At 63.3% G+C, this 26,931-nt stretch carries 20 protein-coding genes and 1 tRNA gene; 10 read left to right on the top strand and 11 right to left on the bottom strand.

Features of this window, described 5'->3' with window-relative positions; genetic code table 11:
• The first annotated feature begins 4 nt into the window (after positions 1-4).
• Together KF712_14135 and KF712_14130 are read left to right on the top strand one after the other, a co-directional pair.
• A complete protein-coding gene (locus KF712_14135) occupies positions 5-1,264 on the top strand; it encodes a glutamate-5-semialdehyde dehydrogenase (GenBank protein MBX3742132.1) in 1,260 nt (419 codons plus the stop codon).
• Positions 1,265-1,316: 52 nt separating this feature from the next.
• Positions 1,317-2,201 carry a hypothetical protein gene (locus KF712_14130; GenBank protein ID MBX3742131.1) on the top strand — a complete coding sequence of 295 codons (885 nt, stop codon included), beginning with the start codon at positions 1,317-1,319 and terminating at the stop codon, positions 2,199-2,201.
• A gap of 6 nt (positions 2,202-2,207) precedes the next feature.
• Here the strand turns inward: KF712_14130 and KF712_14125 are convergent, their stop codons facing one another.
• A complete protein-coding gene (locus tag KF712_14125) occupies positions 2,208-5,570 on the bottom strand; it encodes a tetratricopeptide repeat protein (GenBank protein MBX3742130.1) in 3,363 nt (1,120 codons plus the stop codon).
• A 51-nt stretch (positions 5,571-5,621) separates the two neighbouring features.
• Positions 5,622-6,998: a DUF3142 domain-containing protein gene (locus KF712_14120; protein ID MBX3742129.1), complete on the bottom strand. Its 1,377-nt coding sequence runs from the start codon at positions 6,996-6,998 to the stop codon at positions 5,622-5,624.
• Between the two features lie 97 nt (positions 6,999-7,095).
• On the opposite strand from KF712_14120, the gene KF712_14115 reads away from it, so the two are divergent.
• Together KF712_14115 and KF712_14110 are read left to right on the top strand one after the other, a co-directional pair.
• Positions 7,096-8,829, top strand: coding sequence for a potassium channel protein (locus KF712_14115; GenBank protein MBX3742128.1), 1,734 nt, complete (start codon positions 7,096-7,098; stop codon positions 8,827-8,829).
• Positions 8,830-8,897: 68 nt separating this feature from the next.
• Positions 8,898-9,554 (top strand): hypothetical protein, encoded by a 657-nt coding sequence (locus KF712_14110; GenBank protein ID MBX3742127.1) that lies wholly within the window; start codon positions 8,898-8,900, stop codon positions 9,552-9,554.
• On the opposite strand, the gene KF712_14105 is transcribed toward KF712_14110, so the two are convergent.
• Complete coding sequence (locus KF712_14105; protein MBX3742126.1) at positions 9,555-10,544, bottom strand: threonylcarbamoyl-AMP synthase; 990 nt, start codon at positions 10,542-10,544, stop codon at positions 9,555-9,557.
• Between the two features lie 116 nt (positions 10,545-10,660).
• On the opposite strand from KF712_14105, the gene KF712_14100 reads away from it, so the two are divergent.
• The 3 genes from KF712_14100 (at position 10,661) to KF712_14090 (ending at position 12,361) form a co-directional block, all read left to right on the top strand.
• Positions 10,661-11,212 carry a shikimate kinase gene (locus KF712_14100; GenBank protein MBX3742125.1) on the top strand — a complete coding sequence of 184 codons (552 nt, stop codon included), beginning with the start codon at positions 10,661-10,663 and terminating at the stop codon, positions 11,210-11,212.
• Complete coding sequence (locus KF712_14095) at positions 11,209-11,670, top strand: SRPBCC family protein (protein MBX3742124.1); 462 nt, start codon at positions 11,209-11,211, stop codon at positions 11,668-11,670. The genes KF712_14100 and KF712_14095 overlap by 4 nt, the downstream gene beginning before the upstream one ends.
• Positions 11,671-11,833: 163 nt before the next feature.
• Positions 11,834-12,361: a GNAT family N-acetyltransferase gene (locus KF712_14090; GenBank protein ID MBX3742123.1), complete on the top strand. Its 528-nt coding sequence runs from the start codon at positions 11,834-11,836 to the stop codon at positions 12,359-12,361.
• A gap of 143 nt (positions 12,362-12,504) precedes the next feature.
• Here KF712_14090 and KF712_14085 read toward each other — a convergent pair whose 3' ends face one another.
• Together KF712_14085 and KF712_14080 are read right to left on the bottom strand one after the other, a co-directional pair.
• A complete protein-coding gene (locus tag KF712_14085) occupies positions 12,505-14,685 on the bottom strand; it encodes a PQQ-dependent sugar dehydrogenase (GenBank protein ID MBX3742122.1) in 2,181 nt (726 codons plus the stop codon).
• Positions 14,686-14,735: 50 nt separating this feature from the next.
• On the bottom strand, positions 14,736-16,097 hold the full coding sequence (locus tag KF712_14080; GenBank protein ID MBX3742121.1) for an MBL fold metallo-hydrolase: 1,362 nt from the start codon (positions 16,095-16,097) through the stop codon (positions 14,736-14,738).
• Between the two features lie 178 nt (positions 16,098-16,275).
• Between KF712_14080 and KF712_14075 the strand changes: the two genes are divergently transcribed.
• Both KF712_14075 and KF712_14070 read left to right on the top strand, forming a co-directional pair.
• Complete coding sequence (locus KF712_14075; protein MBX3742120.1) at positions 16,276-17,133, top strand: helix-turn-helix transcriptional regulator; 858 nt, start codon at positions 16,276-16,278, stop codon at positions 17,131-17,133.
• Positions 17,134-17,211: 78 nt separating this feature from the next.
• Complete coding sequence (locus tag KF712_14070; protein ID MBX3742119.1) at positions 17,212-18,819, top strand: hypothetical protein; 1,608 nt, start codon at positions 17,212-17,214, stop codon at positions 18,817-18,819.
• Between the two features lie 5 nt (positions 18,820-18,824).
• Here the strand turns inward: KF712_14070 and KF712_14065 are convergent, their stop codons facing one another.
• From KF712_14065 to KF712_14045, 5 genes are all read right to left on the bottom strand, one after another.
• Positions 18,825-22,640 carry an AAA family ATPase gene (locus tag KF712_14065; GenBank protein MBX3742118.1) on the bottom strand — a complete coding sequence of 1,272 codons (3,816 nt, stop codon included), beginning with the start codon at positions 22,638-22,640 and terminating at the stop codon, positions 18,825-18,827.
• A complete protein-coding gene (locus KF712_14060) occupies positions 22,624-22,836 on the bottom strand; it encodes a hypothetical protein (protein MBX3742117.1) in 213 nt (70 codons plus the stop codon). Before KF712_14060 ends, KF712_14065 begins: the two co-directional genes overlap by 17 nt.
• On the bottom strand, positions 22,833-23,351 hold the full coding sequence (locus KF712_14055) for a hypothetical protein (protein MBX3742116.1): 519 nt from the start codon (positions 23,349-23,351) through the stop codon (positions 22,833-22,835). Before KF712_14055 ends, KF712_14060 begins: the two co-directional genes overlap by 4 nt.
• Before the next feature lie 8 nt (positions 23,352-23,359).
• Positions 23,360-23,632 (bottom strand): WXG100 family type VII secretion target, encoded by a 273-nt coding sequence (locus tag KF712_14050; protein MBX3742115.1) that lies wholly within the window; start codon positions 23,630-23,632, stop codon positions 23,360-23,362.
• 134 nt (positions 23,633-23,766) lie between these two features.
• Positions 23,767-25,152, bottom strand: coding sequence for a Gfo/Idh/MocA family oxidoreductase (locus KF712_14045; GenBank protein MBX3742114.1), 1,386 nt, complete (start codon positions 25,150-25,152; stop codon positions 23,767-23,769).
• A gap of 173 nt (positions 25,153-25,325) precedes the next feature.
• Between KF712_14045 and KF712_14040 the strand changes: the two genes are divergently transcribed.
• Positions 25,326-25,400: transfer RNA gene (locus tag KF712_14040), tRNA-Met, on the top strand.
• A 676-nt stretch (positions 25,401-26,076) separates the two neighbouring features.
• Here the strand turns inward: KF712_14040 and KF712_14035 are convergent.
• Positions 26,077-26,604: a ParB N-terminal domain-containing protein gene (locus KF712_14035; protein ID MBX3742113.1), complete on the bottom strand. Its 528-nt coding sequence runs from the start codon at positions 26,602-26,604 to the stop codon at positions 26,077-26,079.
• Between the last annotated feature and the right edge of the window lie 327 nt (positions 26,605-26,931).

Here is a 26,931-nt window from a genome sequence, read left to right as displayed (position 1 = left end):
TCCCATGTCCACCCTCCAGGAAACCATCCACGAAATGGGCCGCAACGCGCGGCAGGCCTCCTACCGGCTGTCCCAGCTCAGCAGCGACCAGAAGAACGCCATCCTGCATGCGATGGCGGCGGAACTGCGTGCCCGGGTGCCGTCCCTGCTGGAGGCGAACGCGCTGGACATCGCGGCGGGCGAGGCGAAGGGCCTTTCCGGAGCCATGCTGGACCGGCTGCGGCTGGATGAAAAGCGCGTCGAAGCAATCGCGGCGGGCATCGACCAGGTGGCCACGCTGCCGGATCCGGTGGGACAGGTGATGGATGACTGGAGCCGTCCGAACGGCATCCGCATCCAGCAGGTGCGCGTGCCCATCGGCACCATCGGGATTATCTACGAGAGCCGTCCGAACGTGACGGCGGACGCCGCAGTCCTCTGCTTCAAGACCGGCAATGCAACCATCCTGCGGGGTGGCAGCGAGGCCATCCACTCGAACCGAGCCATCGCGGATGCGTTGCAGGCAGGCGGCGCGGCTGCGGGGCTGCCGGACCATGCCATCCAGCTCATCCCTTTCACGGACCGGGAAAGCGTCACCATCCTCGCGCAGATGGACAAGTGGCTGGACCTCATCATTCCCCGGGGTGGCAAAGGCCTCATCGAGACAGTCGTCTCCCAGGCCCGCATGCCGGTCATCAAACACTACGACGGCATTTGCCACCTCTACGCGGACAAGGACCTCGATGAGGACGTGGCGGTGACGCTGGCGGTCAACTCGAAGACCCAGAAGCCCGGTGTGTGCAATGCGCTCGAGGACCTTCTCGTCCACCGGGATGTGGCGGAAACCTTCCTGCCAAAGGCGGCCGCCGCCCTGCGGAAAAAAGGCGTCCAGCTTCGTGGTTGCGATCGCACGCTGGCCATCCTGCCGGACGTGGTGCCCGCCACGGAGGAGGACTGGACCACGGAGTTCCTCGACCTGATCCTGGCGGTCAAGGTGGTGGATTCCATGGAGGAAGCCATCGACCGGATTAATACGAACGGCTCCCACCATACGGACGTCATCGCCACCCGTGACAGCGCGACGGCGGAGCAATTCCTGCGGGACGTGCACTCCGCCTGTGTCTTCCACAATGTTTCCAGCCGCTTCGCGGATGGCGGGGAGTTCGGCTTCGGCGCGGAGATCGGCATTTCCACCGACAAGCTGCACGCCCGCGGGCCGATGGGCCTGCGGGAGCTGACCAGCTACCAGTATCGCGTGCGGGGTGAGGGGCAGGTGAAAGGCTGATCTTCTGGTTCCCCATGGAGGAGATCCATGATAGACCGCCGCCGCGTCCATCATGAGATTTCTCCCCTTGCTGCTGTTGTCCTGCGTCACCGTCTCCGCGAAGATCGGTGAGACGAAGGAGTTGCTCACCACCCGGTACGGGTCTCCCATCGAAGATGGGGGCGATGCGTTGGTCTTCAGCAAGGGTGGCATCCTCGTCAAAGTGGATCTCCAGAATGGAAAGTGCGCCCGGATCCGCTTCGCGAAAGACATCTCGTCCGGTGTCGAAGGGGAGTTGAACCAGGCCCAGATTTCCTCCCTCTTCGCCGCGAACCAGGATGGACTGCAGTGGACACGTGTGGCGGACGGAACCCTCCGTTCTTCGGATGGACAGCGGCAGGCGGTCGCAGCGGACGGTTCGCTGGTCATCCAGACCGCGGCGTTCGCCGTCGCAGCCGCCAAGGCGGAAACCGCCGCTCCCGCAGGTCCTTCCGGTGAGCCTCCGCCTGTTCGTGTCTCCGGTGCCCCACCCACACGGGTTGCCATCATGGCGAAGACCGCCTCCGCAGGCTCCGGCCGCGACAAGAAGTGGGAAACGTGGTGGGGATCCTATGACAAGGACATCTTCAGGGAACGGGTGGTCGGCATTTCCCTCCGCGCGTCCACGCCCGGACAGGCAATCGTTGAGACCCACTGGATCGGTGAGGAAATTGAAAAGAATTCCGGCAACAAGGTGGTGGAGGTGAGCCGCGAGGCCGTGATGATTTCCGGACAAGGACAGACCTCGGTCGAGATGGGCTGTCTTTTCGTGGAGAATGACACCAAGTATGCCGCCCTCGGCGTGCGCGAGCGGAAGGGCATCCGCTACGCCGGTTGGGTGGTGAGGGTGGTCGATGGTGGAGGAAATGTCCTGGCCGTCCAAGGTTCCCGGCCACCGCTCATCGCGCTGGTGAGATAGGCATTCTCAGAGGTCCATCGGCTGCAACCTGCTGAGGAAGGTGTCACCCTTCACCAGCAGCCGCAGCACCGTCAGGGCCTGTCCGTCCGCGCGCAGTGCGGCCAGCGGCTTTTCCCGTGTGGAGGGTTCCAGCAGCCGCTGGGCGATGTCGCAGAAATTCAGCGCGGCCAGCGTATGCAGGTCACCCTGCCCGGGATCCGCCAGGATGCCATTCAGCAGCGGGAGTGCTTCATCGAATTGCTCCAGATCGATGAGTGCTCCTGCGCGCAGCAGATTGAGATCCGCTTGGTAGCGTGCGTCCGGGAAGCGCATCTCATGGTTGCCGATGGCCGCCAGAACGTCCCCCGCATCCCCGGTGGGATCGAGCCGGCGGATGTCGATGCGCTTGTAGCCTCCGGGGATCGGTGCTTCGGGAAAATGGAACGCCCTCACCTGCGTGCGGCGCCGGTAGTTCCGTGCGATCAGGCGTGTGAGCCGGAAGGACGCCGCCTCCGCCTTCGGGCTGTCCGGGTAGCGGTCGAGGAATTCCTGCCAGCCATGGATCGTGTCATTGGCTGGTTGGGTATCATCCTCCTTCACCGTCACCCGCTTGCGGAAATCCAGCAGGCTGTCGAAAGCCGGAGGCAGCGGCCTGCGGTTGTTCGCGTAGGCGAGGAAGTCCTCCGTCGTGATCCCGTCTGGTGAGGCGGCGGCGAGCAAGTCATCGAGCCGGTCCGCGACGGCGATGATCGCCGCCGGGTCATCTCCGCCGGTTTTCCTGCGCAATTTGAACAGTTCGTCGCGCGCTGCCTTGAGATTCTTGCGGATGGCGGGGAGTGAGGTTGCCGGATCCAGCGCCAGGAAACGCTCCGGCAATGCGGCGATCTTTTCCCCGGCGATCACGGCCTCCTCATTCCGGTCATCCCAGCGGTTGATGCGCGTGCCGGAGATCACTTCCATGATGGTCGCAGCCGCGTTGTAGGAGTTGTAGTCGCCCGGCATCCATGGACCCACCGCAGGGCGGAAGGTGAAGGCTACGGAGCGTTTCGCCTCCGCGCTCCGCGGATGGGTTTCCGTGAGCCGCTTGTGGAGTTGGTGGGAAAGGGCGGTGGCGTCGGTTTCCAGTGCCCGCGACCGCTGGTAGAGGGAGTATTCGGCGCGGCGGAAAAGACAGTGGTTCGCCAGTTCCAGCGCGGGTGCGGAGATGGCGGTGGATTTGCTCTCCGCTGCTTTCAATGCGTGCTCCAGCGCGTGGGTGGCTTCATCGCGGGAGTCGAGTTCGGCATTCACGGCGGCGGCCTGGTAGCCGTAGTGGAGGGCATTCCTGCGGCGCAGCAGATCCAGTTTTTCCTCTTCACTGTTCGCATAGTAGAGCGCCCCGTTCAGCGGCAACGTGAGTGCTCCGCGGTGCTGCATCCAGTGGTTGGCAATGGCCAGGTGGATGGCGGGTTTGTCGCCTTCGGCGGCTTGGTCGAGTTTACGGTAGAGATCGGCCAAGGGAGCCACTTTTTCGCTCCATGCCGCCTCATCCATCGCCAGCTGCCCGGGGTTCCGGTCGGCGGTCGGGTCCCATTCCACGAATGGTTCCGGGGCTTGGCTGGTCAGGTACTTCGCGGCACGGGCGAAGTCATGCGAGGCGATGGCCCGCACCCGGACCGCGCACTTCAGCAGCGTCGTGCGCCGGTCATCCGCAGGCATGCCTGCCAATGGTGCTTCCAGTTCATCCAGCGGGGCGAACTGGAGCAACGTGTCCAGCCACTGGGTGATCTCTTGCGACGAACGCAGAACGGGCGCATCATGGCTTTCCTGATCGTAAGGTTCAGGGAGGAGGGTGAGGATCGCTTCTCCCGCCCTGCCGGAGCGCGCGAGGGACATCGCCAGCCGGAACGGCTGGTCCACCAGCAGCGGGCTTTCCGGGTGATCCGCCGCGAGGGAGCGGAAAGTGTCCGCTGCCTGCGCATGATGGCCCGCCCGCTGAAGGATGACGGCCTTCGCATAGGCGGCCTCATCCGTGGCGGCGGCTTGAGGCGGAAGTCTTTTCGCCAGTGCCAGCGCCTGCTCATGCTCGCCCGCCTCGGTGGCGGACCATGCCAGCAGGTGGAGGATCACCGGATCATCCGCAGAGGACTTTTTCAGGATCTCCTCCTCCAGTGCCCGCAGGGCAGCCCTCACGAATTTCTTCGGCCGGAAGATCCGGTCGCCGAAGGCGCGGATCAACCGCCGGTCGCCCTCGGTGTTGTCGCCCGTGAGCCTGCGGAAATCCGCCAGCGAAAGCGTCCCGGCCGGATCCAGCGCGTGCTGGAGGAAAAGGCGCGTCACCACCGGATGGCTGGCGACCACGGCGGCGTTGAAATCTTTCTCCGGGTCCAGCCACGGATCTTCCAGATCGGGAGAGGCATCGGCCATCTGCTTGCTGAAAATCAGATCACACTCCCGCAGCACCGTGCGCGTGATCTCACGGGTGGGCTGGAGTTTCAGCCGATCAAGCTGGTGCCCCATTGCCGCGCCATACTGGCCGCGGTCGTAGGCGGTCGCGCCCAGCCAGCCGTGGGCATCCGGAACGAAGCGGCCTTTCGGATGATTCTCCAGGTAGGCTTGCAGCATGTCATCCGCCTCACCAAGCAGCACCTCCACTTCAGGGGGCGGCGAGGTCGGGAAATCTTCGCCGTCCGCTGGTTTGGCGGGAAAGCGTCTCAGTTGGCGGGACTGTTCGATCAGGCAACGCGCGCGCAGGATGGCGGCGGCCTCCGCCCGCGGATGACCGGGATGCTCCGCGATCACCCTGCCGAGAAGCTCCGCGCCTTCCTTGTATCTCCCGCGCTGGAACTGGACGGCTCCCTGGCGCGTCAACCAGTAGGGCATCATCAGCGGCGTGCCTTCGCCCGCCAGTTTGTCGAGCTCCTCATCCTGCAGGCGGATCGCCTCCGCGTAGTTGCGGTGCAGTTGGGCGAACTCATCATCCCCCATGTCCCACGGCTTGCGGGTGGGAGGGATCGGCGGGATGGAGACAGGGGTGGTGCGCCACCGGAGATAGGGGGCTGCGGCGGAAAAGGCTTCCGGGTTTTCCACCAGCTCGCGCAGCTCGTGCAGGAAGTTGGCGCGGGCGGAGGAATAGTCGCCGCCACGGTTTTCGGAAAGCAGCCGGTCGATCTTCTCCAATCGCTGCTTGGCCGTCAGAGGCGTGAGGGTCGCTGGCAGTGCGCGGCAGGTGGCGTCCAACTCCTGCGCGGTGGGAAGCGAGGGGTTGGCGGGGGAGGTTTCGTCGAACAACTGGCTCCACCGTTTCACGGCGAGCCGTTGGGGATACTGTCCGATATCAGGAGGTGCCTGATAGAAGAACGGACCGCAGGAAAGAAGGACCAGAAGACTGGCCGGAGCGACGCGCCGCATGATCATGGAGCTACGGGTTTGTTTCACCAAATCCAGCAGATTGGTGGTTCTTCACGGAAATTTCACAGAGCGTCCGGAGACATGCGGTTCCAGGCTCCAGGTCACTTCGCCGGGAGCTTTCAGCAGCGGACCGGAAGTGAGCGAGCCACCTGGCGGCAGCTTGGAAAAGTGGAGGTGCAGGCGCGTGGACATCTCCGGTGGAACGTTCCCGGGGACTGAAATCTTGGGGAAATCCCCCGTCGATCCGGAGCGGAAAGCCCCCACCGAAGATGATTCGATCACGACATGCCAACCGGGGGACGCCGGGTTCTCCGGATCACAGGGTCTAGGCGGGATGCCATCCGTGCCGGCATTCGTCAGCCGGATGCTTCCGTCCAGGAGAATGGTCAACTCCGGACGCACAGCCGTACTTTCCGAGAAGTGCGGTGCGGGATGGGTGGCCTGGATGCCCGGGCCGGGCAGTGTGAAGTAAAGCATGCCGGACGCGCCATGGGTCCGCGCCGCCTCCCCCAGCGCCGCCAACGAATCCGGATCCGGTGCGCGATGGCAGAGGATGGAACCGGCGGCGACTGGGTTTCCGGAAATGGTGGTGTCCGCCGTGACGACGAACCGGGTGACTCCGCCCCCAAGCGGTTCCGCCTTCAGCGCCGGATTGAAAAACACCGCGTCATGGTCCCAGCCGCGCAGGTGGCCGGCCAGTTTGCCATCCGGCCGGAAAACCGTGACCCGTTCGAAGTTCGGCAGCCCCGCATGCCACGGCACCGGACAGCTCCGCCATGCTTTGACCAGCGCGATGTCTTCCCCGTCCGCGATCGGGCGGAACGATCCTTTCACGACGTCCTCCGGTTTGTCCGGATGCAGGTCATAGAACATCGGTGCCATCCGGTGGACGGAGCGGGCCAGCTTGGCGAACTGCGGACTCCGCGGCCAGGAGGCCAGCGCGGTGATGGAAATGCGGGTTCCCGGAAGCTCACCGGCCACTGATTGTAGGAAGCCGCCATAAGCCGCCAGCAACCGGTCCGGGCAGTCGAAGTCGAGCTGGATCTCCGGTATTGAGGTATCACCCGTCCACAGCCGGACCATGCGGGCGAAGGTGGCCGCCGCTGCGGGATCTCCGAGGAACGCCGCGTCCGGCTTGATGCGGAACACCGGGATGATGGTGACGTCCGGGACCGCGGCCATGGGTTCGGCGATGCGGGCGGACTGCCACCGGCCGTCCTTCCATCCCGTCTCCACGGCCTGCCAGAAAAGCTCCGTGGTCCCGGCAGCCTCCAGCGACGCGATCTCCTCTGCGGTCAGCGGGGAGGACCGGTGCCAGACCCAAAACGCCGCGGGTTGCTGTGGCAGGATCTCCACCCGAGGAGCGGGGACCCGCTTTCCGCATGCGGCCAGCAGAGACAGGATGAGGGTGAGGAGGAAAAACCGCACGGCGGAGCCTAGCACGGGTGCCGTGGAATGGGATGGGAATCGTCGCCGGATGCGCTTGGAACCAACTCCGGTCCATTATATCCTGCGCATAAGACTGATGAAATCCTTCGCCGCCGTCATCGCCGCATTCCTCGGCAACCGGAGCAGCCGCTCGAACCTCAAGACGCTGGGGCGTCTGCTCGCACTGCTGCTGTTCCTGATCACCATCTACAGCGTGCTCTTCCATGTCCTGATGGAACGGGAGGGGAAGGATTACTCCTGGATCACCGGCCTCTATTGGACGCTCACCGTCATGTCCACGCTCGGCTTCGGCGACATTACTTTCAAAAGCGATGCGGGGATGGTGTTCTCCATCGTCGTGCTGGTGTCCGGAGTGATGTTCCTGCTGGTGATCCTGCCGTTCACCTTCATCGAGTTTTTCTATGAGCCATGGATGAAGGCGCAGGCGGCGGCCCGTGCGCCGAAGGAACTGCCGGAGTCCACCAAGGGACACGTCATTTTCACCTGCCATGATCCCATCACCGCCGCGCTGATCCCGATGCTGGAGAAATACGGCCACTCCTACGTGGTGCTGACCCCGCACATCACGGAGGCGCTCGAGTTCTACGAGCAGGGGGTGAAGGTGGCGGTGGGGGAGCTGGACGATCCGGAGACCTACCGGCGCATGCGGTTGAAAAAAGCCGCGGTGCTGGTGGCGACGAGGTCCGACGTTCTCAATACCAACATCACCTTCAGCGCGCGGGAAGAGTCCGAGGATGTGCCCATCGTGGCCTCCGCGACCACCGAGGCATCGCGGGACATGCTGGAACTCGCGGGAGCGACAGAGGTCATGAGGCTGGAGCAGGTCATGGCAAAGGCGCTCGCCCGGCGCGTGATCGGGAATGACGCCGCCGCCCACGTGATCGGCCAGGCGGGTGGTCTGGTCATCGCCGAGGCCAGCGTCGCGGGGACGAGACTGGTGGGGGGCACCGTGGCCTCCAGCGGGATCCGTGGGGATTCCGGCTTGAGTGTGGTTGGCATATGGGATCACGGAAAGCTGCGAACGGTGGACCCGGACACGGTGATCGAGCAGGACATGGTGCTCGTCCTTGCCGGGACGGAGGAGCAGATCGAAGCCTACAACTCCGTGTTCCGCCTGCCGAACCCCCAGCGCTCGCTGGTGCTGATCGTGGGTGGCGGGCGCGTGGGGAGGATCACCAGCAAGGTGCTGCAGGAGGCGGGCGTGCAGTCCGTCATCATCGAGAAGGTTCCGGAGCGGGTGGGAGCGTTTCCTGATGCCGTGATTGGTGACGCGACCCAGATGGAAACGCTAAAGGCGGCCCGTGCCAGGGAGGCGAAGACCGTGATCATCACCACCCATGACGATGACCTCAACATCTCCCTGACCATCTTTTTCCGCAGGCTGCGGGAGAGCTTCCAGATCATCTCCCGCTGCACGCTGGAGCGCAACGTGCGGACCCTGCACCGTGCGGGCGCTGACCTGGTGCTGTCGTCCGCGACCATGGGAGCGAACACCATTTTCAATCTGGTGCGGGAGGACGACAACCTGCTCCTCGCGGAAGGCGTGCTCATTTTCCCCACACCCGTGCCAGCGATCCTCGCGGGCAGGAGACTGGCGGACTGCGCCATCCGCACCCAGACCGGTTGCACGGTGATCGCTGTGGAACATGAAGGGAAACGTGTGGTGAATCCGGATCCGTTCATCACCCTGCCGGAGGGGGGCATCCTCCTGCTGATCGGCACGCTGGAGGCGGAGGAAAAGTTCCTGCGCGACTACAAGCCGGACCTCGCCCCGGAGAGCATGCGCCGGAAGTGGCGGCGGAATGGATGAGTTCATCAGGCATTCCCATAGTCCGCGGAAGGTTGACATACATATCATTTGTAATTATAGGGAGCTTCATGAAGAAACTCCCCCTCTATCTGTTGCTGGCGCTTCCTGTCATCTCATCCGGTGAGATTCCGAGAGGTGCGTTCAAGTCATCCCAGTTCGATGCGGCCCGCGAAGCGGCCAAGGCCCAGGGAAAGGCGCTGATCTACATCGAGACGGATTCCAAATCCAGTTGCCCGAAAACCCAGTGGGGCACCGCCGAGGCCTACTCCGAACTGAAGCGGGATTATGTGCTGGTCGTGGAAGATGACGCGGATCCTGAGAAGGTGAACGTCTCCGCCCTCAGCTCTGCCATCACCAAGACCAGCAAGATCGGGAATTTCTCTCCCCGCGTGACGGTGGTGGAGCCGGACAAGCTGGAGTTCATCACCGGTACGGACTACTCGAACATGTCGGGCGACAAGCGCTGGGCGAAGAAGCTGGATGAGGCGGTGACCGTCGCCTTGGCGGCGAAGAAGGAATCCGCCATGCCCGCCACCCCGGCCGAACCCACCGCCGAAAAGACCGAGTTCACCGATTGGTCGAACACGGAAGGCAAGGTCATCCGCGCCGCGTTGGTGGAGAAAAAGGCGGATGTGGTGGTGCTCAAGCTGGAGAACGGAAAGACGATCGAATACCCGATCGAGAAACTTTCCCAGGCCAGCAAGTGGGCGCTGGACGGGAAGTGATCACTTCGCCGCGGCGCGGCGGAGGCGGTCCATGATCGCCACACCCAGCCCGGTTTCGCTGACGGGCTCGGCGACGATGCAGTCGAGCCCCGCCTCATCCATCAGGCGCATGACGAAGAACAGCCGGATGGCGGCCTCCGCGAGCTTCCCGCTGCCGGGACTGAGGCTTTCCACCTGTTCCCAGTCGTGGAGGTTCACGTAGTCGCTGTCATCCTCGCCGCGGTAGGCGATGAGGCCGTATTTCTTTCCCTCCTCCGGTTGGAATGAAGAAATGTCCTCCAGCAGGATGAGGGGGGTGCGCGGCGCGTAGTGGCTGGCCAGTTGTCCGGGAGCTTGCGGCGCGCTTTCGGAGATGCTTTTCACTTTCTCCACCTTGCCGAAATCCTGGAGCTGTTCCTTGGTGATCGGGCCGGCGCGGTGCAGGCGGAAAACGGGCTTCTTTCCTTCGCGCGGCTCGATGGAGATGATGGTGCTTTCCACACCTTCGCTGCACGCTCCGCCATCGACGACGAGGGGGATTTTTCCGCCCAGCTCCTTCACCACCGCGGAGGCGGAGGTGGGGGAGATGCTGCCGAAACGGTTGGCGCTGGGCGCGGCGATGGGATTGCCGAGTTCCTTGTTCACCGCGCGGAAAATGGGGTGCGCGCTCTGGCGGACCGCCACGGTGGGCAGGCCGCTGGTGACCAGATCCGGGACGTCCGCATGTTTCGGCAGGATGAGGGTGAGCGGGCCGGGCCAGAAGGCGGAGGTGAGCTTGTTGACCGTTTCCAGGATGTCATCCGGGACGACGGCCACCCGCTTCAGGTCGCCACGGGAGGCGATGTGGACGATGAGCGGATCAAACGAAGGCCGCTCCTTCGCGGAGAAGACCTTCGCGACGGCATCCGGATTGAAGGCATCCGCGGCCAGGCCATAGACGGTCTCCGTGGGCAGGCCGACGGTTTCCCCGGCGCGCAGCAGGGAGGCTGCCTCGCGCACGGCGTCCTTCATTTCCTCGTCGTCGGCGTAAATGACTTTGGTCTCTGGCACGGCGGGAGTGTGAACACGGAAGGCCGGGCGGCCAACATCGAACTTTGAACCGGTGGGGGAACCCGCTACCATGCGGCATGAACTTGCAGGAACCTCTGCCAAAAAACCTGATTCTCATCGGGTTCATGGGGAGCGGGAAATCAACGGTGGGCCGGGAGCTGCATTCGCGCCTCGGCTACGAACTCGTGGATATGGACACGGTGATCGAGCAGCGGGAGGGCCGCCCGATCAGCCGGATCTTCGAGGAGAAAGGGGAGGAATACTTCCGTGATCTCGAAACCGGGCTGCTGAAGGAACTGCATGAATGCCACTCCGGAGTGAGGCGGATCATTTCCACCGGCGGCGGTGTGGTGGGCCGGGAGGAGAACCGCAGGTTGCTGCGGAACATGGGGTATGTGGTGTGGCTCCACGCGCCGGTTGACGTGGTTTATGAAAGGACATCCCGGAACCGGGAACGTCCGCTGCTCCAGACCGAGAACCCGGTGGCAAAGATCGAGTCCCTCATGGAGAAGCGGAGGCCGTGGTATGAGGAAACCGCCCACCTGAAGGTGGACACCAATGGTCTGGACGGCGGAGAACTGGCGGTCGGCATTTTGGAGAGCGCCCGCTACTTTTTCTCGAACCCATGAAAGTCCACGTCCTCCGGCAGGAGCAGCGTCTGCCCATTTCCCGGGAGGTCGCCTGGGATTTTTTCTCCACCCCGCGGAATCTGGCGCATCTTACGCCGGCGGATGCGGGTTTTGAAGTTACCTATCTTTCGTCGGAAAGGGTGCACGACGGTCAGATCATCACCTACAAGGCGGAGGTGCTGCCCCTGTTTTCCATGACCTGGGTGACCGAGATCCGGTGCGTGGAGGAAGGGGTGTCATTCGTGGACGAGCAACTGCTCGGCCCCTACTGCCTGTGGCATCACCGCCATACGTTCGAGGAAATCGAAGGCGGGGTGCTGGTGACGGACCTCGTCCACTACGCGATGCCGATGGGCATCATCGGGGAGTTGGCGCGGTGGCTTTTCGTCGGGAAGAAGCTGGAAAGGGTGTTCGACTACCGGAGAAAGGTGCTGGAGGGGAAATTCGGGACGATGTGAGGGAGGTGCTGGGAGCGCCGGTCTTCAGACCGGCTTCATTTGTCCGACCGGTCTGAAGATCGGGGCTGGAAGCCCCGGCAACGGCCTGGGGCAAGATGCCCCAGCCACTTTTCCGCTTCCAGATCATGCTGGATCACGATCCCATGATCTGTTAGACAGCGGGATGTTCTCCCGCCAGCTCACCGACCGAATCCGGCTCAGCCTTTCCGTGCAGGCCCATGCGGAGGAGCTGTTCGCACTGACGGAGCGGAACCGCGCATTCCTCCGCCAGTGGCTGCCGTGGCTGGACATGACGACGAGCGTGGATGACACGCGGGCCTTTCTGGAGCGGCAGCTCTATGGCTTTGCGAACGGCGACAGCCTGACGGCGACGATTTTTTATGACGGCAAAGTGGCGGGCGTCGCAGGGTTCAACACCATCGACCGCACGAACGGCGTTGGGTCGATCGGGTATTGGCTGGGGGAGGAGTTCAACGGGAAAGGCATCATGACCCGGGTGGTGGAGGATCTGATCGGGATTGGCAGGGAGCATTACCGGCTCCAGAAGATCGAGATCCGCTGCGCGCCTGAGAACGCGCGAAGCCGGGCGATTCCCCGGCGGCTGGGGTTCCAGTATGAAGGAACGCTGCGGAGGGCGGAGAAGATTTATGATGGGTGGCACGACAGCGAGGTTTACTCGTTGCTGTTGTGAGGGGGCGGGGGCTGTAATGCCGATGCCCTGACAGACGTCATCCCAAGATCCAACGGGGGATCCTGGGATGAAATGGAATCGTGGGGTGGTGGCGGATCTTCACCGCCGGACGCCATGGAATGGCGTCCCTGCCATGCAGCCTCTCACTTCCCTGCGGCGATCCGTTGCTTGAACGGCAGGTAGCCCGGGGCCTCGGCGGTGATTTCCCAGGCCCCACCCGGTGCGGCGTCGGCGGGGGCTGGTGAGAGCTTGAGCTTGGTATCGATGCCCTTGGCTTCGCTGAATCCTTCGGAAAGTCCGAGGATGGCCTTCACGAGTTGGTCGGCTTCGGCATCGGTCACGGCGATCTGCGGTGGCATCGGGACTTCACCCCAGACGCCGGTGCTGCCGTTCTTCAGCTTGCCTTTCAGGAAGTCCGCCGCGTCCGCCTGGCCACGGTATTTCAGGGATACGTTCACGTAGTTCGGGCCGACGGATGGCACGTTGATCTGGTGGCAGGCGAAGCAGAGGCGGGCGGTGAGCAGCTTCTCCACTTCGGAGCTGACGGACGGGCCGCCTGAGTCGTGACCGGTCGCCGGGATGTAACGGGCACGGATGATGACATCATCCGGATTCGGGATGTTCTTGTTGTCGATCTTGATCGCGAGTTCCTGGCCGAAGGCGAGGGACTTCGGCTGGCCGTCGATCTTGAGGGACAGGTGCTCCTGCTTCACCTTTTCGACCAGAGGGATGCGGGCGACGGTCGTGTTGCCCTTGCCATCGGTGGCCACGGCGCGGACTTCGGTCGCACCTTCGGCGGTCAGCTTGGCGGTGTTGCCGGTGCCGAGGCTGACCTCGGTGGCTCCGGTGGTCGCATACCAGGTGATGGTCAGCGGATCGTTCTCCGGATCGGTGGCGGACTTGATCCTGAACTCCTTGTCGCCGGACTTCTCCGCCTCCACGACGGGCGGCTTGTTACCGGACTCCGGGGTGAGATGGATGACCTTGCCGTTGGTGCCGAACCACCATTCACTGCCGTATTCCAGGAGGTAGAGGCTGCCGTCGGCGGCCATCTTCAGATCCATCGGGTGGACGAACTTGTCGGCCAATACGGTGAGGCTTTCCAGCTCCTCGTTCTTGCCGAGCTTCGCCTTGTAGATCTTGCCGCGCATCCACTCGTAGGTGAGCAGGGTGGCGTCGCCTTCCTTGCCCAGGATGTTGTGCTTGCGGTTGGCGTCGTAGTAATAGACCGGGCCTGCCATGGCGTTGCGGCCACCTTTTTCCATGACCGGGAACTCCTTGCTCTCGGAGTAGGGATACCAGATGAAGGCAGGATTCGCGGGCGGAAGGTCGGTGAGGCCGGTGTTGAGGCGGCTGGTGTTCTTCGGCGCGGCGGGGTCGAATTTTTCGCCGATGGTCTTGGTGGCGTAGTCGTATTTCGCGTAAGGCTTCTGGTCGGCGATGATGAGCGGCCAGCCGAAGAAACCGGCTTTCTTCGCCTGGTTCACTTCGTCGTAGCCCATCGGCCCGCGTTCGCTGTCCTTGCCGGAGTCCGGACCGACCTCGCCCCAGTAGAGCGTGCCTTTTTTGTAATCGAGGGAAAAGCGGAACGGATTCCGCAGGCCCATCACATAGATCTCAGGGCGCGTTTTCGGAGTGCCGGGTTTGAAAAGATTTCCTTCGGGGATGGAGTAGGTTCCGTCCGGCTTGATCTTGATGCGGAGGATCTTGCCGCGCAGGTCGTTGGTGTTGCCCGCGGAGCGCAGGGCGTTGGCGTATTCATGCCCCTCGCGTTCGTCCACCGGGTTGAAGCCGTCGGTCTCGAAGGGGTTCGTGTTGTCGCCGGTGCTGAGGTAGAGGAGGCCGTCCGGACCCCACTCGAGCGCGCCGCCGTGGTGGCAGACTTTGTTCGCACGCTCGATCGGCACGTCCAGCACGATGACTTCGGTGGCCAGGTCCAGCACCCCGTCCTTGATGGTGAAGCGGGCGAGCCGGTTCACCAGCTTCTCCGGGTGGGAGTAGTAGAGGAAGACGTGGCCGTTTTTCGCGAAGTCCGGGTCCAGCGCGATGCCCTGCAGGCCGTCCTCACGGGCGTAGGGGCTGTTGCGGTCGGTCTTCTTGAGGTGCTCGACCGGGATTTTCGCGACTTCGAAGATGCCGCCGGTGGATGGGCGGACGCGCAGCAGGCGGCCCTCCCGCTCGGTCAGGAAAATGTCGCCGTCCGGGGCGATGTCGAACGCCATCGCATCCTCAAGATCGGTGGCGATGGTGGTGCGGGTCAGCGGTTGGGAGAAAGACGTCGCGGTGAGCGCGGCGGTGAGGGTGAGGGCGAGGGAGAATTTCATGCGGTGATGGGTTGGACAGCTTCGGCTTCCGGCGGGAGGAGGGGAAGAAGTTAGATTTCGTGGGAGTCCCCGGGTTGCGGGACGATGATTTCGGTTTCCGGGAGGCGGCGGGAGATTTCCTGGCGGAACCACTCGACCGCCGGATCGTCACCGTGGACAAGGAAGGTCTTTTTCGCCTTCACCTTGCAGATGTAGTCGGCGATCGCTTCACGGGTCGCGTGGCCGGAAAAGTCGAACACGCGGACCTCGCAATTCAGCTTCACCGCCGGGTAGGCGGAGTCGATCACGACCTCATCGCCCTGCTGGGCGGCGCGGATGCGGCCACCGGGGGAGTCCGGATCGGCGTAGCCGACGAAGAAAAGCCCGTGCTTCGGGTTTTCCAGCAGACCTTGGCGGGCAAAGTTGTTCGAGACCGTCTTCTCCGTCATCATGCCACTGGAGAGGGCGTAGATGCAGCCGGGCAGGAAGGGGATCGGGCCGATGCGCTTCTTCGTTCCGGCTTCCAGGTCCATGTGCTTCATGAAGCGGAATCCCGGCAGATTCCGGCGGGAAACGTCCGCGTAGCGGTCGTAGATCATCGTCATCTTGGTGCTCAGCCCGCCGATATAGACGGGGGTTTTCTTCGGCACCAGACCCTCTTTTTTGAAGCGGTCGATCATGGCCAGCACCTCCTGGGTCTTGCCCATGGCGAAGACGGGAATGAGGGCGGAGCCGTTCCGCTCCAGTACGTTGCGGATGGCGTCCGCCAACGCGTTCTCCTCGTCCTTCCGGTTGTAGTCCGGCTTGCGGGCGTGGTCGCCGCGGGTGGTCTCGATGATGAGGGCGTCCACCGTTTCCTCCGGCAGCAGGGCACCTTTCTGGACGGTGGCGTCCTCGAAGTTCACGTCCCCGGTGTAGAGGATGGTCTTGCCCTCCGCCTTGATGGTCACGGCCACCGAACCGAGGATGTGCCCCGCGTCATGGAAGGTGGCGCGGATCGTCCCGTCATAGTCGAGGTCGAACGGGCGCTCGATGCCCTTGTGCTCGAAGCCTTCGGAAATGCGGTCGATGTCCTTGTGCTCGAAAAGCGGGTATTCGGTGATGCCCAGCTCGATCCGCTTCGCCTGCATGACGTTCACGGAGTTGTGCAGCAGCGCGCAGGAAAGCTCCGCCGTCTCCGGGGACAGGAAGACCTTCGCATGGGGTTGTTCACCGAGCAGCACGGGCAACGTGCCCACATGGTCGAGGTGGGAGTGGGTCACGACCACCGCGTCCACCGTCGCCGGTTGCAGGAACTCGAAGTGCGGGGTGGCTTCGATCCCTTCATGCTTCGGGTGCATGCCGGAGTCGAGCACCACGCGGGCGGAGGAAGTTTCCAGAAGGTAGGAATTCGCGCCGATACCAGCGTGGCGGCAGAGACTTTTGAAAATCATGGATGAATGCGGGAAAAGCGGGATCCCGGGGACGATGGGGGAGGGGTGCGGGGCTGTCAATCCACGGGGAAAGCGCGGATTTCCGCTCCAGAAACGGGGCGGAGGACGATGGCGGAACGATGGACCCCGGAGATTCGGATTGAAAGAGACCGGCGTTCTGTTGCGAAAGTATGCGCCAATGCGCCTGGTCGAGACAGAGGGATTCGTGGATGTGATCGACCGCAAGGTGGTGGACGGCGATGCATGTCCCCTGCTGCGGAAGCTGGGGATCCGCGACATCGGGGTGACGACGGCGGGCGGCGAGTGGTCTTTCATCCGGCCCTCGCCGGGGTTCGGATTGGTGCTGGTGACGGTTGCGGGTGAGGGACTGGTCGTGGCGGAAGGCTCCTGGCAGGAGGCGGGAAAGGACGCGGCTTATGTCATGCCGCCGGGAGCGCCCCATGGCTACAGGGTTTCGCCAAAGGTGAAGGAGTGGCACTACGTTTGGGTGCGGTTCGAGCCGGATGCCTCCTATCCTGAGGTATTCCGGGATCCGGGGCCGTGGCTGACGCGGGCTTCGGCCTATTCCCTGCAGGCGGCGAACATGGGCTTGTTGGAAGAGGTCGCGCGGGCGAATGACCCGCGGCTGACGGGGATCTGGTGCGACCTGATCCGGGCGTCCCTGGTGGGTCTGGTGAAGCCGGTGGAGGAGGAACCGAGGTTGGCGCGGATGTGGGCGGCGGTGGGATCCGGGCTGAACGGGGAATGGAGCATCGACGAAATGGCCGGAGTGGCGAACGTCGGACGCGAGCATCTCCGCCGCCTTTGCCAGAAACATTACGGGTGCAGCCCGCGGCAGAGGCTGACGCTCCTGCGTCTCCGGAAAGCATGCGAGCTGCTGATGCTGACCAACGAAACCCACCAGGTGATCGCGGAAGAGGTGGGGTATGGGGACGCGTTTTCCTTCAGCAAGGCATTCACGAAGGAATTCGGCGAGCCACCGGCGAAGTACCGCGAGCGGGAGAAGGTCCAGGCGAGGGACCACGGCCTTGGATGATGGAGATGGGCTTCCCGGACATGGTTGGGTGGGCTTTGACCATGGCTTCGGCAGGGATCGTGTGTCATGACCTATCCGATGAGATCCTTCGTCCGAAACTCCGTCCCGTTGCTGATTTGCTCATTGTTGGTCGCTTGTGCCGGGCGGATCCGGGCACAGGCGACCACCGTTACCGTCGGGATTCCGGACGCCCCCGCCCGGATCGACCCGATGATCTACGGACAGATGCTGGAGAACGTGAACGACCAGATGATCTACGGCGGTGTTGCGGACAAGAACGGCGTCGTCAGGCAGCATCTCATCCCGCACCTGCGGGAACTCCAGATCCCGGTCATGCGCTGGCCGGGAGGGACCGTCGTTTATGAATACCAGTGGCGCAACGGCATCGGCCCGAAAGGCGGGCGCCCCACCGTGCCGAACCTGGCGTGGGGAGGGGTGGAGAATCATCAGTTCGGGACCGATGAGTTCCTCCAGTGGTGCAAGAAGGTGGGGACCGTTCCCTACATCAACCTGAACATGAGCCTCCATCCTGCCCATGAGGGAACGCTGGGAGAGGCTCTGGACTGGATTTCCTATGTGAATGGTGATGAGACATCGGATCTCGGGAAACTCCGTGCGAAGAACGGCCACCGGGAACCCTACGGCGTCCGGTTCTGGTGCATCGGCAACGAGAACTATCTCAAGAGCCGGAGCGCGCGGGTGCAGGAAACGGACGAGCAGTATGCCCGGAGGCTGAAGGTGTGGGCGGGAACGATCCGCCACTACCATCCGGACCTGCAGTTGCTGGGCATCGGCCACACGAAGAAATGGAATGAAATGGTGCTGGGGGAGAACGGCCGCCTGATCGACTTCCTGACCCAGCACTACTACGTGAACTCCAAGGTCAAGGATGGGGAGATCCAGGATCCGCTGAACACCTTGTTCGCGCCGGCGGAGATGGAAGCCCACCTCGTCCAGCTTGGCGGGCAACTGAAGGAAGCGAACCGGAAGCTCGGCCGCGAGGACCGGCCGATCCGGCTGAGCGTGGACGAGTGGAACAACCGTCACTCCGTCAATGGGGAGAAAGGCTTCGCGTTCAGCCGCCAGTCACCGCGTCGCGCGTTCGATGCGGCGGTGGTCGGGGGGATGCTCAACGCCTTCATCCGGCAGAGTCCCACGGTCGGGATGGCGAACTACATTTTCCCGGTCAATGCCCACGGGCTGGTCCGGACGGTGGGTGAGGATGACGCCTTCCGCACGGCCATTTACCCGGTGTTCAAACAATACCGGGAGCGGATGGTCGGCCGGAAACTGGATGTGGTGACCAAGGGTGCGTCGCTCGACATGACGACCATCAAGCCCACCATCGACGGTGACACCCGCTACGATCCGATTTCGATGGAGGGCGTATCCCTGCCCTATGTGGATGCCGCCGCCGTGCTGGCGGACGACGGGCATGTCCATGTTTCCCTCGTGAATCGGTCCCCGGACACCGCGCAGACCGTCACAGTCGCCTTGCCGGAAGGCTATACCTGTGAATCGGTGTGGAAGCTGGCTCACCAGGACATCAACGCGATGAACGACAGCGGAAACCGGAACGTGGTGGTGCCATCGGTCGAGGTCGTTTCAGCAGGCGCGAACAGCCTGAAAGTCGATGTGCCGCCCTGCGGCGTGTTCGTCGTCAGGTTCGCCCGCGCTGGGGAGTAGCTTCACTAGCTTCTTTCCGCGATCTGTGCGGCAGCCTCCTCCGTCCATGCCGTCTCCAGCGGGGCATAGGGCCGGAACACCTCCAGCGTGGCGAGCTGTTCGTTATGCAGCAGCGCCTTGTGCAGTCCCAGGCCGGATGCTTCCGGGGAGTCGATGAGATTGGAGGAATCCGCGGCACTCATCTGGAACAGCACGCGCATCCCGAACTCCGCGAGCAGCTTGCGCGGAATCCACCGGCCCACGTTGTTCCATGTATCCGTCGAGGCGATGACATGGAATCCGGAAGAACCACCCTCGCCGACCAGATCCGCGAAGGTCTGTGAAGGCGTCGCGGCGGGTGCGCTCTCATCATAGCTGAAGCGGAACTCATCATCGGGGCGCAGTGCCTTGAAACGGTGGAGATCATGGATGAGCACGAAGACCTCGGGGGAGCCTTTCCCTGAGTCGGCCGCCCGGGCCGCGAGATCTGCGGCCAGTCCGTTGAACCACTCCGCCGCCTCCGCAGGACCGCCGACGCGGGTGGAGTGGGGGAGTTTTTCCGCAAGGTCTTTCAGGATGCTTCCAGCGGAATCGTCCGCCGCCTGTGGGTCGAGGATGATGAACTCCGCCTGGTCCTCCGGATATTGTGCTGCCAGTGAAATGAGCGCACCGGCCAGCAGGGAGGCGGATTGCTCCGAAGATTGGCTGACCACGAGCAGGTTGCTGCCACTCTGGCGGCGGAAGGTGGCGGCGGTCGGACCTTTGATGGAATTCGGTGCGCCAAGCCACGCGTGGGCGACGGCAGGGCGGGTGGCTGGTGCTGCCCGCAGGGCTTCCGAGAGGTCCGGGTTGGAGGCGATCTCGGCAGGAGCGTTTCCTTCGAAGATGATTGGAGCGTCTCCATTGCCGGCTTCATCGGCCATCGTTTTCACACGGGTGAGGATGGCGTCCCGCTCGTTTTCCGGCAGCCAGACGATCTGGAAGGGGCTGTTCGCCGCGGTCGTTCCGGATTGGTCATTGTAGATCCCTTCTCCGGGGCGGGTCAGCATGCGCGGCGCGGGGTTGTCCTCATCCATGATGAGGTGGGCGTCGGATTCATTGCACTGGAGGGCGATGCGGACCGCCATCTGGCCAAGCGTGGCCCGGGCCAGCGTGTAGGCCCCGCCAAGCGTCTGGGAGCCGAGGATGACATGGATGCCGAAGGCGCGGCCCTGCCGGACGATGCGGTCCAGCAGCAGCGATGCCTGCTGGGCCACCGGATCATCCTCGGTGAAAAACTCCTGGAACTCGTCGATGAGCAACAGGGTGCGCGGCAGGCGTCCGGCGCCGCTGCGGTTGTAGGAGGCGAGGTCCTGGGAGCTTGCCTTCCGGAACAACTCGCCCCGCTGTTTCAACTCCGCATCCACCCGCTGCAGCACGCTCAGGGCGAACTGGCGGTCGCTTTCGATGGCGATGACACGGGCGTGCGGAAGCCTCCGGTCAGCGTAGCACTTGAACTCGACGCCCTTCTTGAAGTCCACCAGGTAGAACTCCACCTGCTCCGGTGAGGACCAGAGGGCGAGGTTGGTGATGATGACATGGAACAGGGTGGACTTTCCGGAGCCGGTCTTGCCCGCGATGAGGGCGTGCTGGCGGGTGCCTTTTCCCAGCGAGAACATCTGGAGCTTCTTCGCCCCTGTCCGGCCGATGGGAACACGGAGTTCCTCCGCGGTGTCCAGCGACCAGACCTCGTCCGCCGCAGGCATGATCTGCGAAAATGGAACCTCCACCCGGTTGGAATCCACACTCGCCTTCCCGATCCGGTGGATCAGCGTGCTGGCGAACGGATCCTCCGGCGCCGGGTCGAAGGTCACGCGGTTGCCTGCCAGCACCAGTTCCCCCTTACGGGCGGAAACGGTCAGGCAGGCTCCGTGGAGTTCCTCATCCAGCGCGGGATCGACCCCGGCCTGCCGGACATCCCGCTGGATCAGGAGATGGACGCCGCAGCGGGCACCGCTGGAAGCGATCGAGCGCAGCCGCTTCATCGCCGTGTCACTGAATGCGGAGGGAAATCCCGCGATGACCAGGAAGCGGTATTTCTCCGCGATGACGCCAGCCTGCGCATTGTAGTCAGCGATGGTGGCGAACTCATTCCGCAGGTACATCTGGATGACCTTCTCGATGTGCTCGTTGACTTCCGCCAGGCGTTCCTCGATCTGGGCTTGCTGGGTCCAGATGCGGTGTGAGATGAGCGTTTCCTCGTAGTCGGCCAGGTGCATCAGTCCCGCGAAATCCCTTCCGAGGCCGATGGGGTCGATGAAGACGAAGGTTGCCCGGCCCGGTGGCAGTGAGGCGAGGATGCGGATGGAGATGGCGTTGAGGGCGGCCGTTGCCGCCGGGGAGTCGCCGTCCGTTTCGATCAGGATGGAGCCGCGTTCCGGGAAACCGAGGGCCAGCGGGGCGGACGACTCCGTGAGCGGAAAGGCCGGGTGTTTCGGGACACCTCCCGGAAAGCGGGATGGTTCGAGATGGATCCGGCCGATCCGGATGGCCGCCGGTGCCGCCTGCGGAGGGGACCATGCGGATGCGGATTGCTCCGTCCATGCCGGAAATGCCACCGCGGATCCCTCATCCAGTCCGGAAAGCGTGTGCTGGGTCCCGACCACATCATCCTGCCATGGCCCGGCGAGCTGGTTGATGGAGTTTTCCATCGCAACGGTGGCGGTTTGGGCGGCATTCGCGCGGGCCTGCTTGCGCCGGCCGGAGGTTTCCTCCGCCTCCTTCCGGATGCGTTCCACTTCCTCCACGTAGGCATTGTGAAGGCGTGCCAGACGCTTGCGGTGCAGATCCAGCATCCGGTCGGGGAGCAGCGCCAGTTTCTTCTGCAGCTCCTCCTGTCCCTTCCTCAGCAGGGAAGTGATCTCACTCTCCGTCGCCTGGAAGGTGTGGGTGAGGCCTTCGCTGTGGGCCTTCTCGTGTTCCGCGACTTCCTCCGCCACGGCGCTGACTTCACCGGCGGAGGTTTTTTCGGCGTTCTTCGATGCGTCCCGGGCCCGCGCGACGCAGTCCGCGATCCGTCTGGCTGCGGGCCATGCCTGGATCAGACCGATGCTCCAGACCAGGAGGACCAGTCCCACGGTGGCGAAAAGCCAAGGACCCACCCCGCGGACGATGCCCACATGGATGCCCCCCGCGACCAGCATGACGGCCCAGAGAGGCGCCAGCCGGAAGGCGTTTGCCAGAGGCTGGCCCGCGGCCTTCGCAAGATGCCCACGCCCCGCCGCGATCTGTTCCAGAGACTCCTCCCGTCCTCCGGAGCCCGCATCCGAGCCGTTCTTCTTCTCGAAAAGGGATTCCAGCACCGGGCCGTAGGTCCGGAAGACCCTGAAGGTTTCATCGCGGAGCTGGCGGATGGCCTCGCGGTCCGTGAGGAGATCCACCATCACCGCCTGGTGCCTGGAGGTGGTTTCCGCCAGCCGTTCATGCAGGACCTTCCGTTCCGATAGGATCGTTCCCTGGGCCTTGCCCACGGCCTCGAGCTTCTTTTCCTCCAGGCGCTTCGCGAGGGAGGCACGGCTGGCATGGTAGGCACGGGGCAGATGGTCGCGGCGGCCCATGTATGCCCGCTCGCGGGCGGAGGTCGCCGTCTCGTAGGTGGACTCCAGCTCGGCAAGGCGGGCCGCCAGGGCGGAGGCGTCGCTGTCCTCCCTGCGGGTGATCTCCTGGGCCAGCTTCAGGCTCCGGCTCTTGCGGGTCTTCTCAAGCTCAAGTTCCGCCTCCGCCGTCTCCGCGACGCGGCGTTTGATTCCCTCGATCGCGGAAAGGATCCGCGCGGGATCCATCGGATCAGTCGCATTCGGCATGAACTTTGTGCAGGAGTTGGTCGAGGTCATCGAGGACCCGGAAAGTATCTTCCACGCGATGGAAAAGTTCCGCCAGATAAACCTGTTCGAATTCCATGGCCTTGTGGTCGCGCCATGTTTTCCGCGTCTCCGTCCACCGGCTGGAAAGCTGGCGGGTTGCGGAGGCCAGGGAGCCTTTGCTGCCGGAGGAACTCATGCGGGTGGCGGGAGGTCGGTGGGTGGAGGAGTCGGGGCGGACGGACGTTTCTCCGCATAGGCCTGGAGGGCCTTGATGGACTCGGCGAGCGAGGCGACGCCCTTCGGCAGATCCTGGGCGATGATGGACAGCAGGGGATCCAGGCCGCGCAGGTGCGGGGTGGCCAGGCGTTCGAAGCGGTGCCGCCAGCGGGTGATGATCCGCATCTTGTCCTCCGCCTCCTCCAGTGCCCGCTTCGCCCGGTGGACGGCCATTTTCTGGAGGGGATTGGCGGAGAGCGGGTTGGTCAGGTTGGCGCTGTAAAGTTCCTGTTCCGCCTGGCGGAGCAGCTTCGTGCGTTTGCGGATCTCGTTGCTCCAGTGGAGGTAGCGGTCACGGTCCAGCCAGTCCTGCGTGTGGCGGACATCGCTGGACGCTTCTTCCAGTGCGGTGCGCGCCTTCAGGATGAACTGGATGAGATCGGCGCGGAACAGCTCCAGCGCATCGATCGAGGCAACCCTGGCTTGGTCGGACATGGCGGAGATCAGCGTTGGTCGAGGTATTGCTGGATGCGGTCCGCCTTCCGCAGCAGATAGGGCGTGTGCCGCTCCGACGCTTCCAGGAAGGATTTCACGGACTTCATCATCTGCAGGAACTCACCGGAGAATTTCTCCTGCTCCTGGTCCTGCCAGGTGTCCCCCAGCGCGTTGAAGCGGGACAGCAGGGAGTTCGAACGGTCGCGGAGATCCATGTTGAACCGTTTCAGTTCGGCGGCGAACCGGCGGACCTCCTCTGGATCGATGATGGCTTGGGACATGACTAGGTATCCAATAGAGGCCAATTTTCCGTTCAGGGCGAGTGATTTGATCGGGCCGTGATGATTTCGGCGGGAACAAAAAAGCCCCCGTCCGGTGCTGGACGGGGGCTTTTGGAATCACGCGGCGGCCGTGATCAGATCTTGTCCACGGAGTAGTCCCAGCCCTTCCGGTATTCGGCGCGCTTGATCAGCTTGTTCGCCTCCGGGTTGCCGACGGCCTCGAACTTCTTCTGGTCCCACTCGATCGGCTTGCCGGTGCGGATCGCCAGATCGCCCAGGAGGCAGAGTTCGGTGAGCGGAACTGCGTAGTCGAAGTGGGACATGAAGGCGAATTCCTTGCCGTTCTTGATGGCGAGGGACCATTCCTTCTGCGGATCTCCGGGAGTCGGGCTGCGGTCCACGGTCTTCGCCGGAAGGGATGCGAGGAAGTCCTTCGAGCGTTGTTCGGGGAAGATGGTGAGCTTTTTCGCCTGGTCGCCCTGGTTGTAGAGGACGCCTTCGGAGCCGACCATGTAGAAGCCGCTGCCGCTGAGCTTCTGGTCGCCCAGCTCCTTCGGTGGGGCGGGCTGGCAAGGGGTGTCGTCGGCATTTTTCCCTTCGTACCAGAACAGCCTGATCTCTCCGTGGCCGGGGATGTCCTTCCAGAGATACTGGACCTTCGCGCCCTTCGGCCAGGCGATGTCGGTGAGGCCTTCGGAAGTCGCCTCGATCTTGTCCGGCACACCCAGTCCCAGACCCCAGACCAGCGGGTCGAGGTTGTGGCAGCCCATGTCACCGAGGGCACCGCTGCCGTATTCGAAGAATCCGCGCCATGCGAACGGGGCGATGCCGGTCTGGTAAGGACGGCTCGGCACGGCGCCCAGCCAGAGATCCCAGTCGAGGTGTTCCGGCGCTTCGGCATCTTTCGGGGCGACGGCGGGACCCTGCGGCCAGATCGGGCGGTTGGTCCATACGTGGATTTCCTTCACCTTGCCGATGACGTTCGCCTGGAACCACTCCTTGAGCAGGCGGTTTTCCTCGAAGGTGTGGCCCTGGTTGCCCATCTGGGTGATGATGCCCTTTTTCTTCGCCGCCTTGTGGAGTTGGTCGGCCTCCCAGAGGGTGTTCACCAGCGGCTTCTGCACCATGACGTGCTTGCCGAGGGCGATGGCGTGCATCGCGGCGGGGAAGTGGGTGTGGTCCGGGGTGGAGACGGTCACCGCGTCGATGGATTTTTCATTTTCATCCAGCATCTTGCGGAAGTCCCGGTACTGCTTCGCCTTTGGGAACTTCGCGGCGGCTTTCGCCAGGTTTTTCGCGTCCACGTCGCAGATGGCGATGATCTCGTTCTCGAAAGAAGCGTTCACCATGTCCGAGAAGCCCTTGCCGCCCACACCGATACAGGCGATGCCGAGTTTCTTCGAAGCAGGCGTGTCCTGGGCGCGGAGCAGCATGTTTGGCAGGATGATGCCACCGGCGGTGGTGACGGTCAGTCCTTTGAGGAAGGAGCGGCGGGTTGAGAAGAGTGGATTTGAGGACATGGGGTCAGGTTTCTGATGATTGGAGCAACTGTTACTTCAGCGGAACGATTGGTTTTTCAAAGGACTTTTCAGCCGTGATGGGTTGAATTTTCCGAATTTCGGGTGGACAAACCCGGCGGGCGCAGGTAACCGAATGCCCCTCCGCGAGCCTGACCGCTCCGGAACCGGACGATGGCAGAGTAGCTCAGTGGTAGAGCAGAGGACTCATAAGCCTTTGGTCGGCGGTTCAAATCCGCCCTCTGCTACCATCGTATATTAAGTGTGTTATAGCTCATTCTTAAATGAGGTTGTGCAGCGGGGTATGAGATCTTTGCCGCTTCTTTGACACTTTTTGCGTCCTCGATGCTGATCGTGTTAGATTGCACTCTCGCTACTGGCCTTCAGCAGCGACTGACGCTTTTCTTCTCTACAGCGATCATGAAGGGCAGTGCAGTTTGTGAGATTGCCACTGGTAACGATTCTTCCCCAGAAGCGAAAACGCCCCGGGACGTGCACATCCCGAGGCGTCTTCATCAATGAGTAGGTCTTGTTGTCGGGTTACCTCCTTATCATGGTTGGTGCGGCGGCAGGATCGGCCCGTCGGGGTCTGGCGCATACCCGGGCAGCCAGGGTTGGGACTGTTGCGCGTTTGCCGGCGTCTTTGACAGTCAGGACCAGCGTGTCAGTTACGCTGGTCGCCTCCGGTCCCGTTTCGCCTGCTTGGCTCGTCTGACTACCGAGCGCAGTTCGATCCGGGAGTGCAGGAGTTCCGCCCACAAGCACGCTTGCTGCGGGCGCTCCTGACTTGGAGTGTTTTCTTTTGGCATTTGTTCTTCTGTCGCCACGCAAACCGCGATCCACTTTACCAAGGTGGATTTCAGAATAATTACTGCTGCGGAAATTCATGGCGAAACAGGCGGGATTCTAACCCCCGCGGCAGGTTGATCAAGCGGCCTTTTTCTTCGGCTTGGTCGGCGGCTTGCCGGGTGGTTTGGCAGGTGCCGCCGCGCTGGACGGGAAGTGCGGCAGCGGAGTGAGCAAACTCAGGGTCGCCGGGGAGAGGACCTCGTGGCTGTCATCGAAGCGCAGCCCGAGGGAAGCGGCTTCCGGCGGCGTGATTTTGCGACCGAGCGCGGTGGCGAGAAGGAAGAGACTTTTCATAGCATCGTGACCTGAGCGGAGCGTGCCGTTGCCGGGGATGTTCTGGCGGATGCCGGCGACCAATGCCTGACCGAGATCGTCGATGACGACCGCGGAAATGATTTTCACCCCGATCTGATCGAAAGCCGCGAGGCGGTGGAGGCCGTCGACGAGCAGAAGGCTGCCGTCCGCCTGTTGGAAAAGAACCACGGGCGGGAAGTGCGCGCCGTTTTTGCAGCGCTTGATGAAGCTGGCGACACGCTTCGGATCGATGGCGTGGCGGTGGCAGGCTTCGGTTGACGCCGAGATCCTGTCGCGATCAACCCGTTGCAAGATCAGCGTTGGATCACTGGGGAACGGTTTGTAGGCGGGCGGAGGACCAGCGGGTGTTGGAGGGGGCGTTCCTACGGTTGTTCCGACGCCAGCATACGCTGGAGCGGGAGGAGGCGGCGCAGCGGGTGCGGCGAATGTGCCGGGGGATGGCTGGCCTGGAGCATAGGCTTGTGGATACCCCGCAGGTGGGGGCGGTGTCTGGTTGTTCATCATTGTTTCGTGTTTCCTTGTGATGTTGCCCATGACGGGCGGCAGATCCGACCTGGACAGGGTGCCCGGGGCGGGAGAGCGGAAAATTGTCAAAGTGCGGGAGAGGCGGTCGCCCGG

It is taken from the genome of Akkermansiaceae bacterium (assembly GCA_019634595.1).
Classification (GTDB): Bacteria; Verrucomicrobiota; Verrucomicrobiia; order Verrucomicrobiales; family Akkermansiaceae; genus Luteolibacter.
Note: the sequence above shows the minus strand (reverse complement) of the source record. Positions and strands in the feature narration are given on the sequence as shown.

Coding starts and splice junctions, on each gene's coding strand:
- KF712_14085 (MBX3742122.1), bottom strand. CDS start 14,685: ATGAAATTCTCCCTCGCCCTCACCCTCACCGCCGCGCTCACCGCGACG.
- KF712_14115 (MBX3742128.1), top strand. CDS start 7,096: ATGAAATCCTTCGCCGCCGTCATCGCCGCATTCCTCGGCAACCGGAGC.
- KF712_14125 (MBX3742130.1), bottom strand. CDS start 5,570: ATGCGGCGCGTCGCTCCGGCCAGTCTTCTGGTCCTTCTTTCCTGCGGT.
- KF712_14060 (MBX3742117.1), bottom strand. CDS start 22,836: ATGAGTTCCTCCGGCAGCAAAGGCTCCCTGGCCTCCGCAACCCGCCAG.
- KF712_14075 (MBX3742120.1), top strand. CDS start 16,276: ATGCGCCTGGTCGAGACAGAGGGATTCGTGGATGTGATCGACCGCAAG.
- KF712_14070 (MBX3742119.1), top strand. CDS start 17,212: ATGAGATCCTTCGTCCGAAACTCCGTCCCGTTGCTGATTTGCTCATTG.
- KF712_14055 (MBX3742116.1), bottom strand. CDS start 23,351: ATGTCCGACCAAGCCAGGGTTGCCTCGATCGATGCGCTGGAGCTGTTC.
- KF712_14095 (MBX3742124.1), top strand. CDS start 11,209: ATGAAAGTCCACGTCCTCCGGCAGGAGCAGCGTCTGCCCATTTCCCGG.
- KF712_14110 (MBX3742127.1), top strand. CDS start 8,898: ATGAAGAAACTCCCCCTCTATCTGTTGCTGGCGCTTCCTGTCATCTCA.
- KF712_14045 (MBX3742114.1), bottom strand. CDS start 25,152: ATGTCCTCAAATCCACTCTTCTCAACCCGCCGCTCCTTCCTCAAAGGA.
- KF712_14080 (MBX3742121.1), bottom strand. CDS start 16,097: ATGATTTTCAAAAGTCTCTGCCGCCACGCTGGTATCGGCGCGAATTCC.
- KF712_14135 (MBX3742132.1), top strand. CDS start 5: ATGTCCACCCTCCAGGAAACCATCCACGAAATGGGCCGCAACGCGCGG.
- KF712_14130 (MBX3742131.1), top strand. CDS start 1,317: ATGAGATTTCTCCCCTTGCTGCTGTTGTCCTGCGTCACCGTCTCCGCG.
- KF712_14100 (MBX3742125.1), top strand. CDS start 10,661: ATGAACTTGCAGGAACCTCTGCCAAAAAACCTGATTCTCATCGGGTTC.
- KF712_14050 (MBX3742115.1), bottom strand. CDS start 23,632: ATGTCCCAAGCCATCATCGATCCAGAGGAGGTCCGCCGGTTCGCCGCC.
- KF712_14090 (MBX3742123.1), top strand. CDS start 11,834: ATGTTCTCCCGCCAGCTCACCGACCGAATCCGGCTCAGCCTTTCCGTG.
- KF712_14065 (MBX3742118.1), bottom strand. CDS start 22,640: ATGCCGAATGCGACTGATCCGATGGATCCCGCGCGGATCCTTTCCGCG.
- KF712_14105 (MBX3742126.1), bottom strand. CDS start 10,544: ATGAAGGACGCCGTGCGCGAGGCAGCCTCCCTGCTGCGCGCCGGGGAA.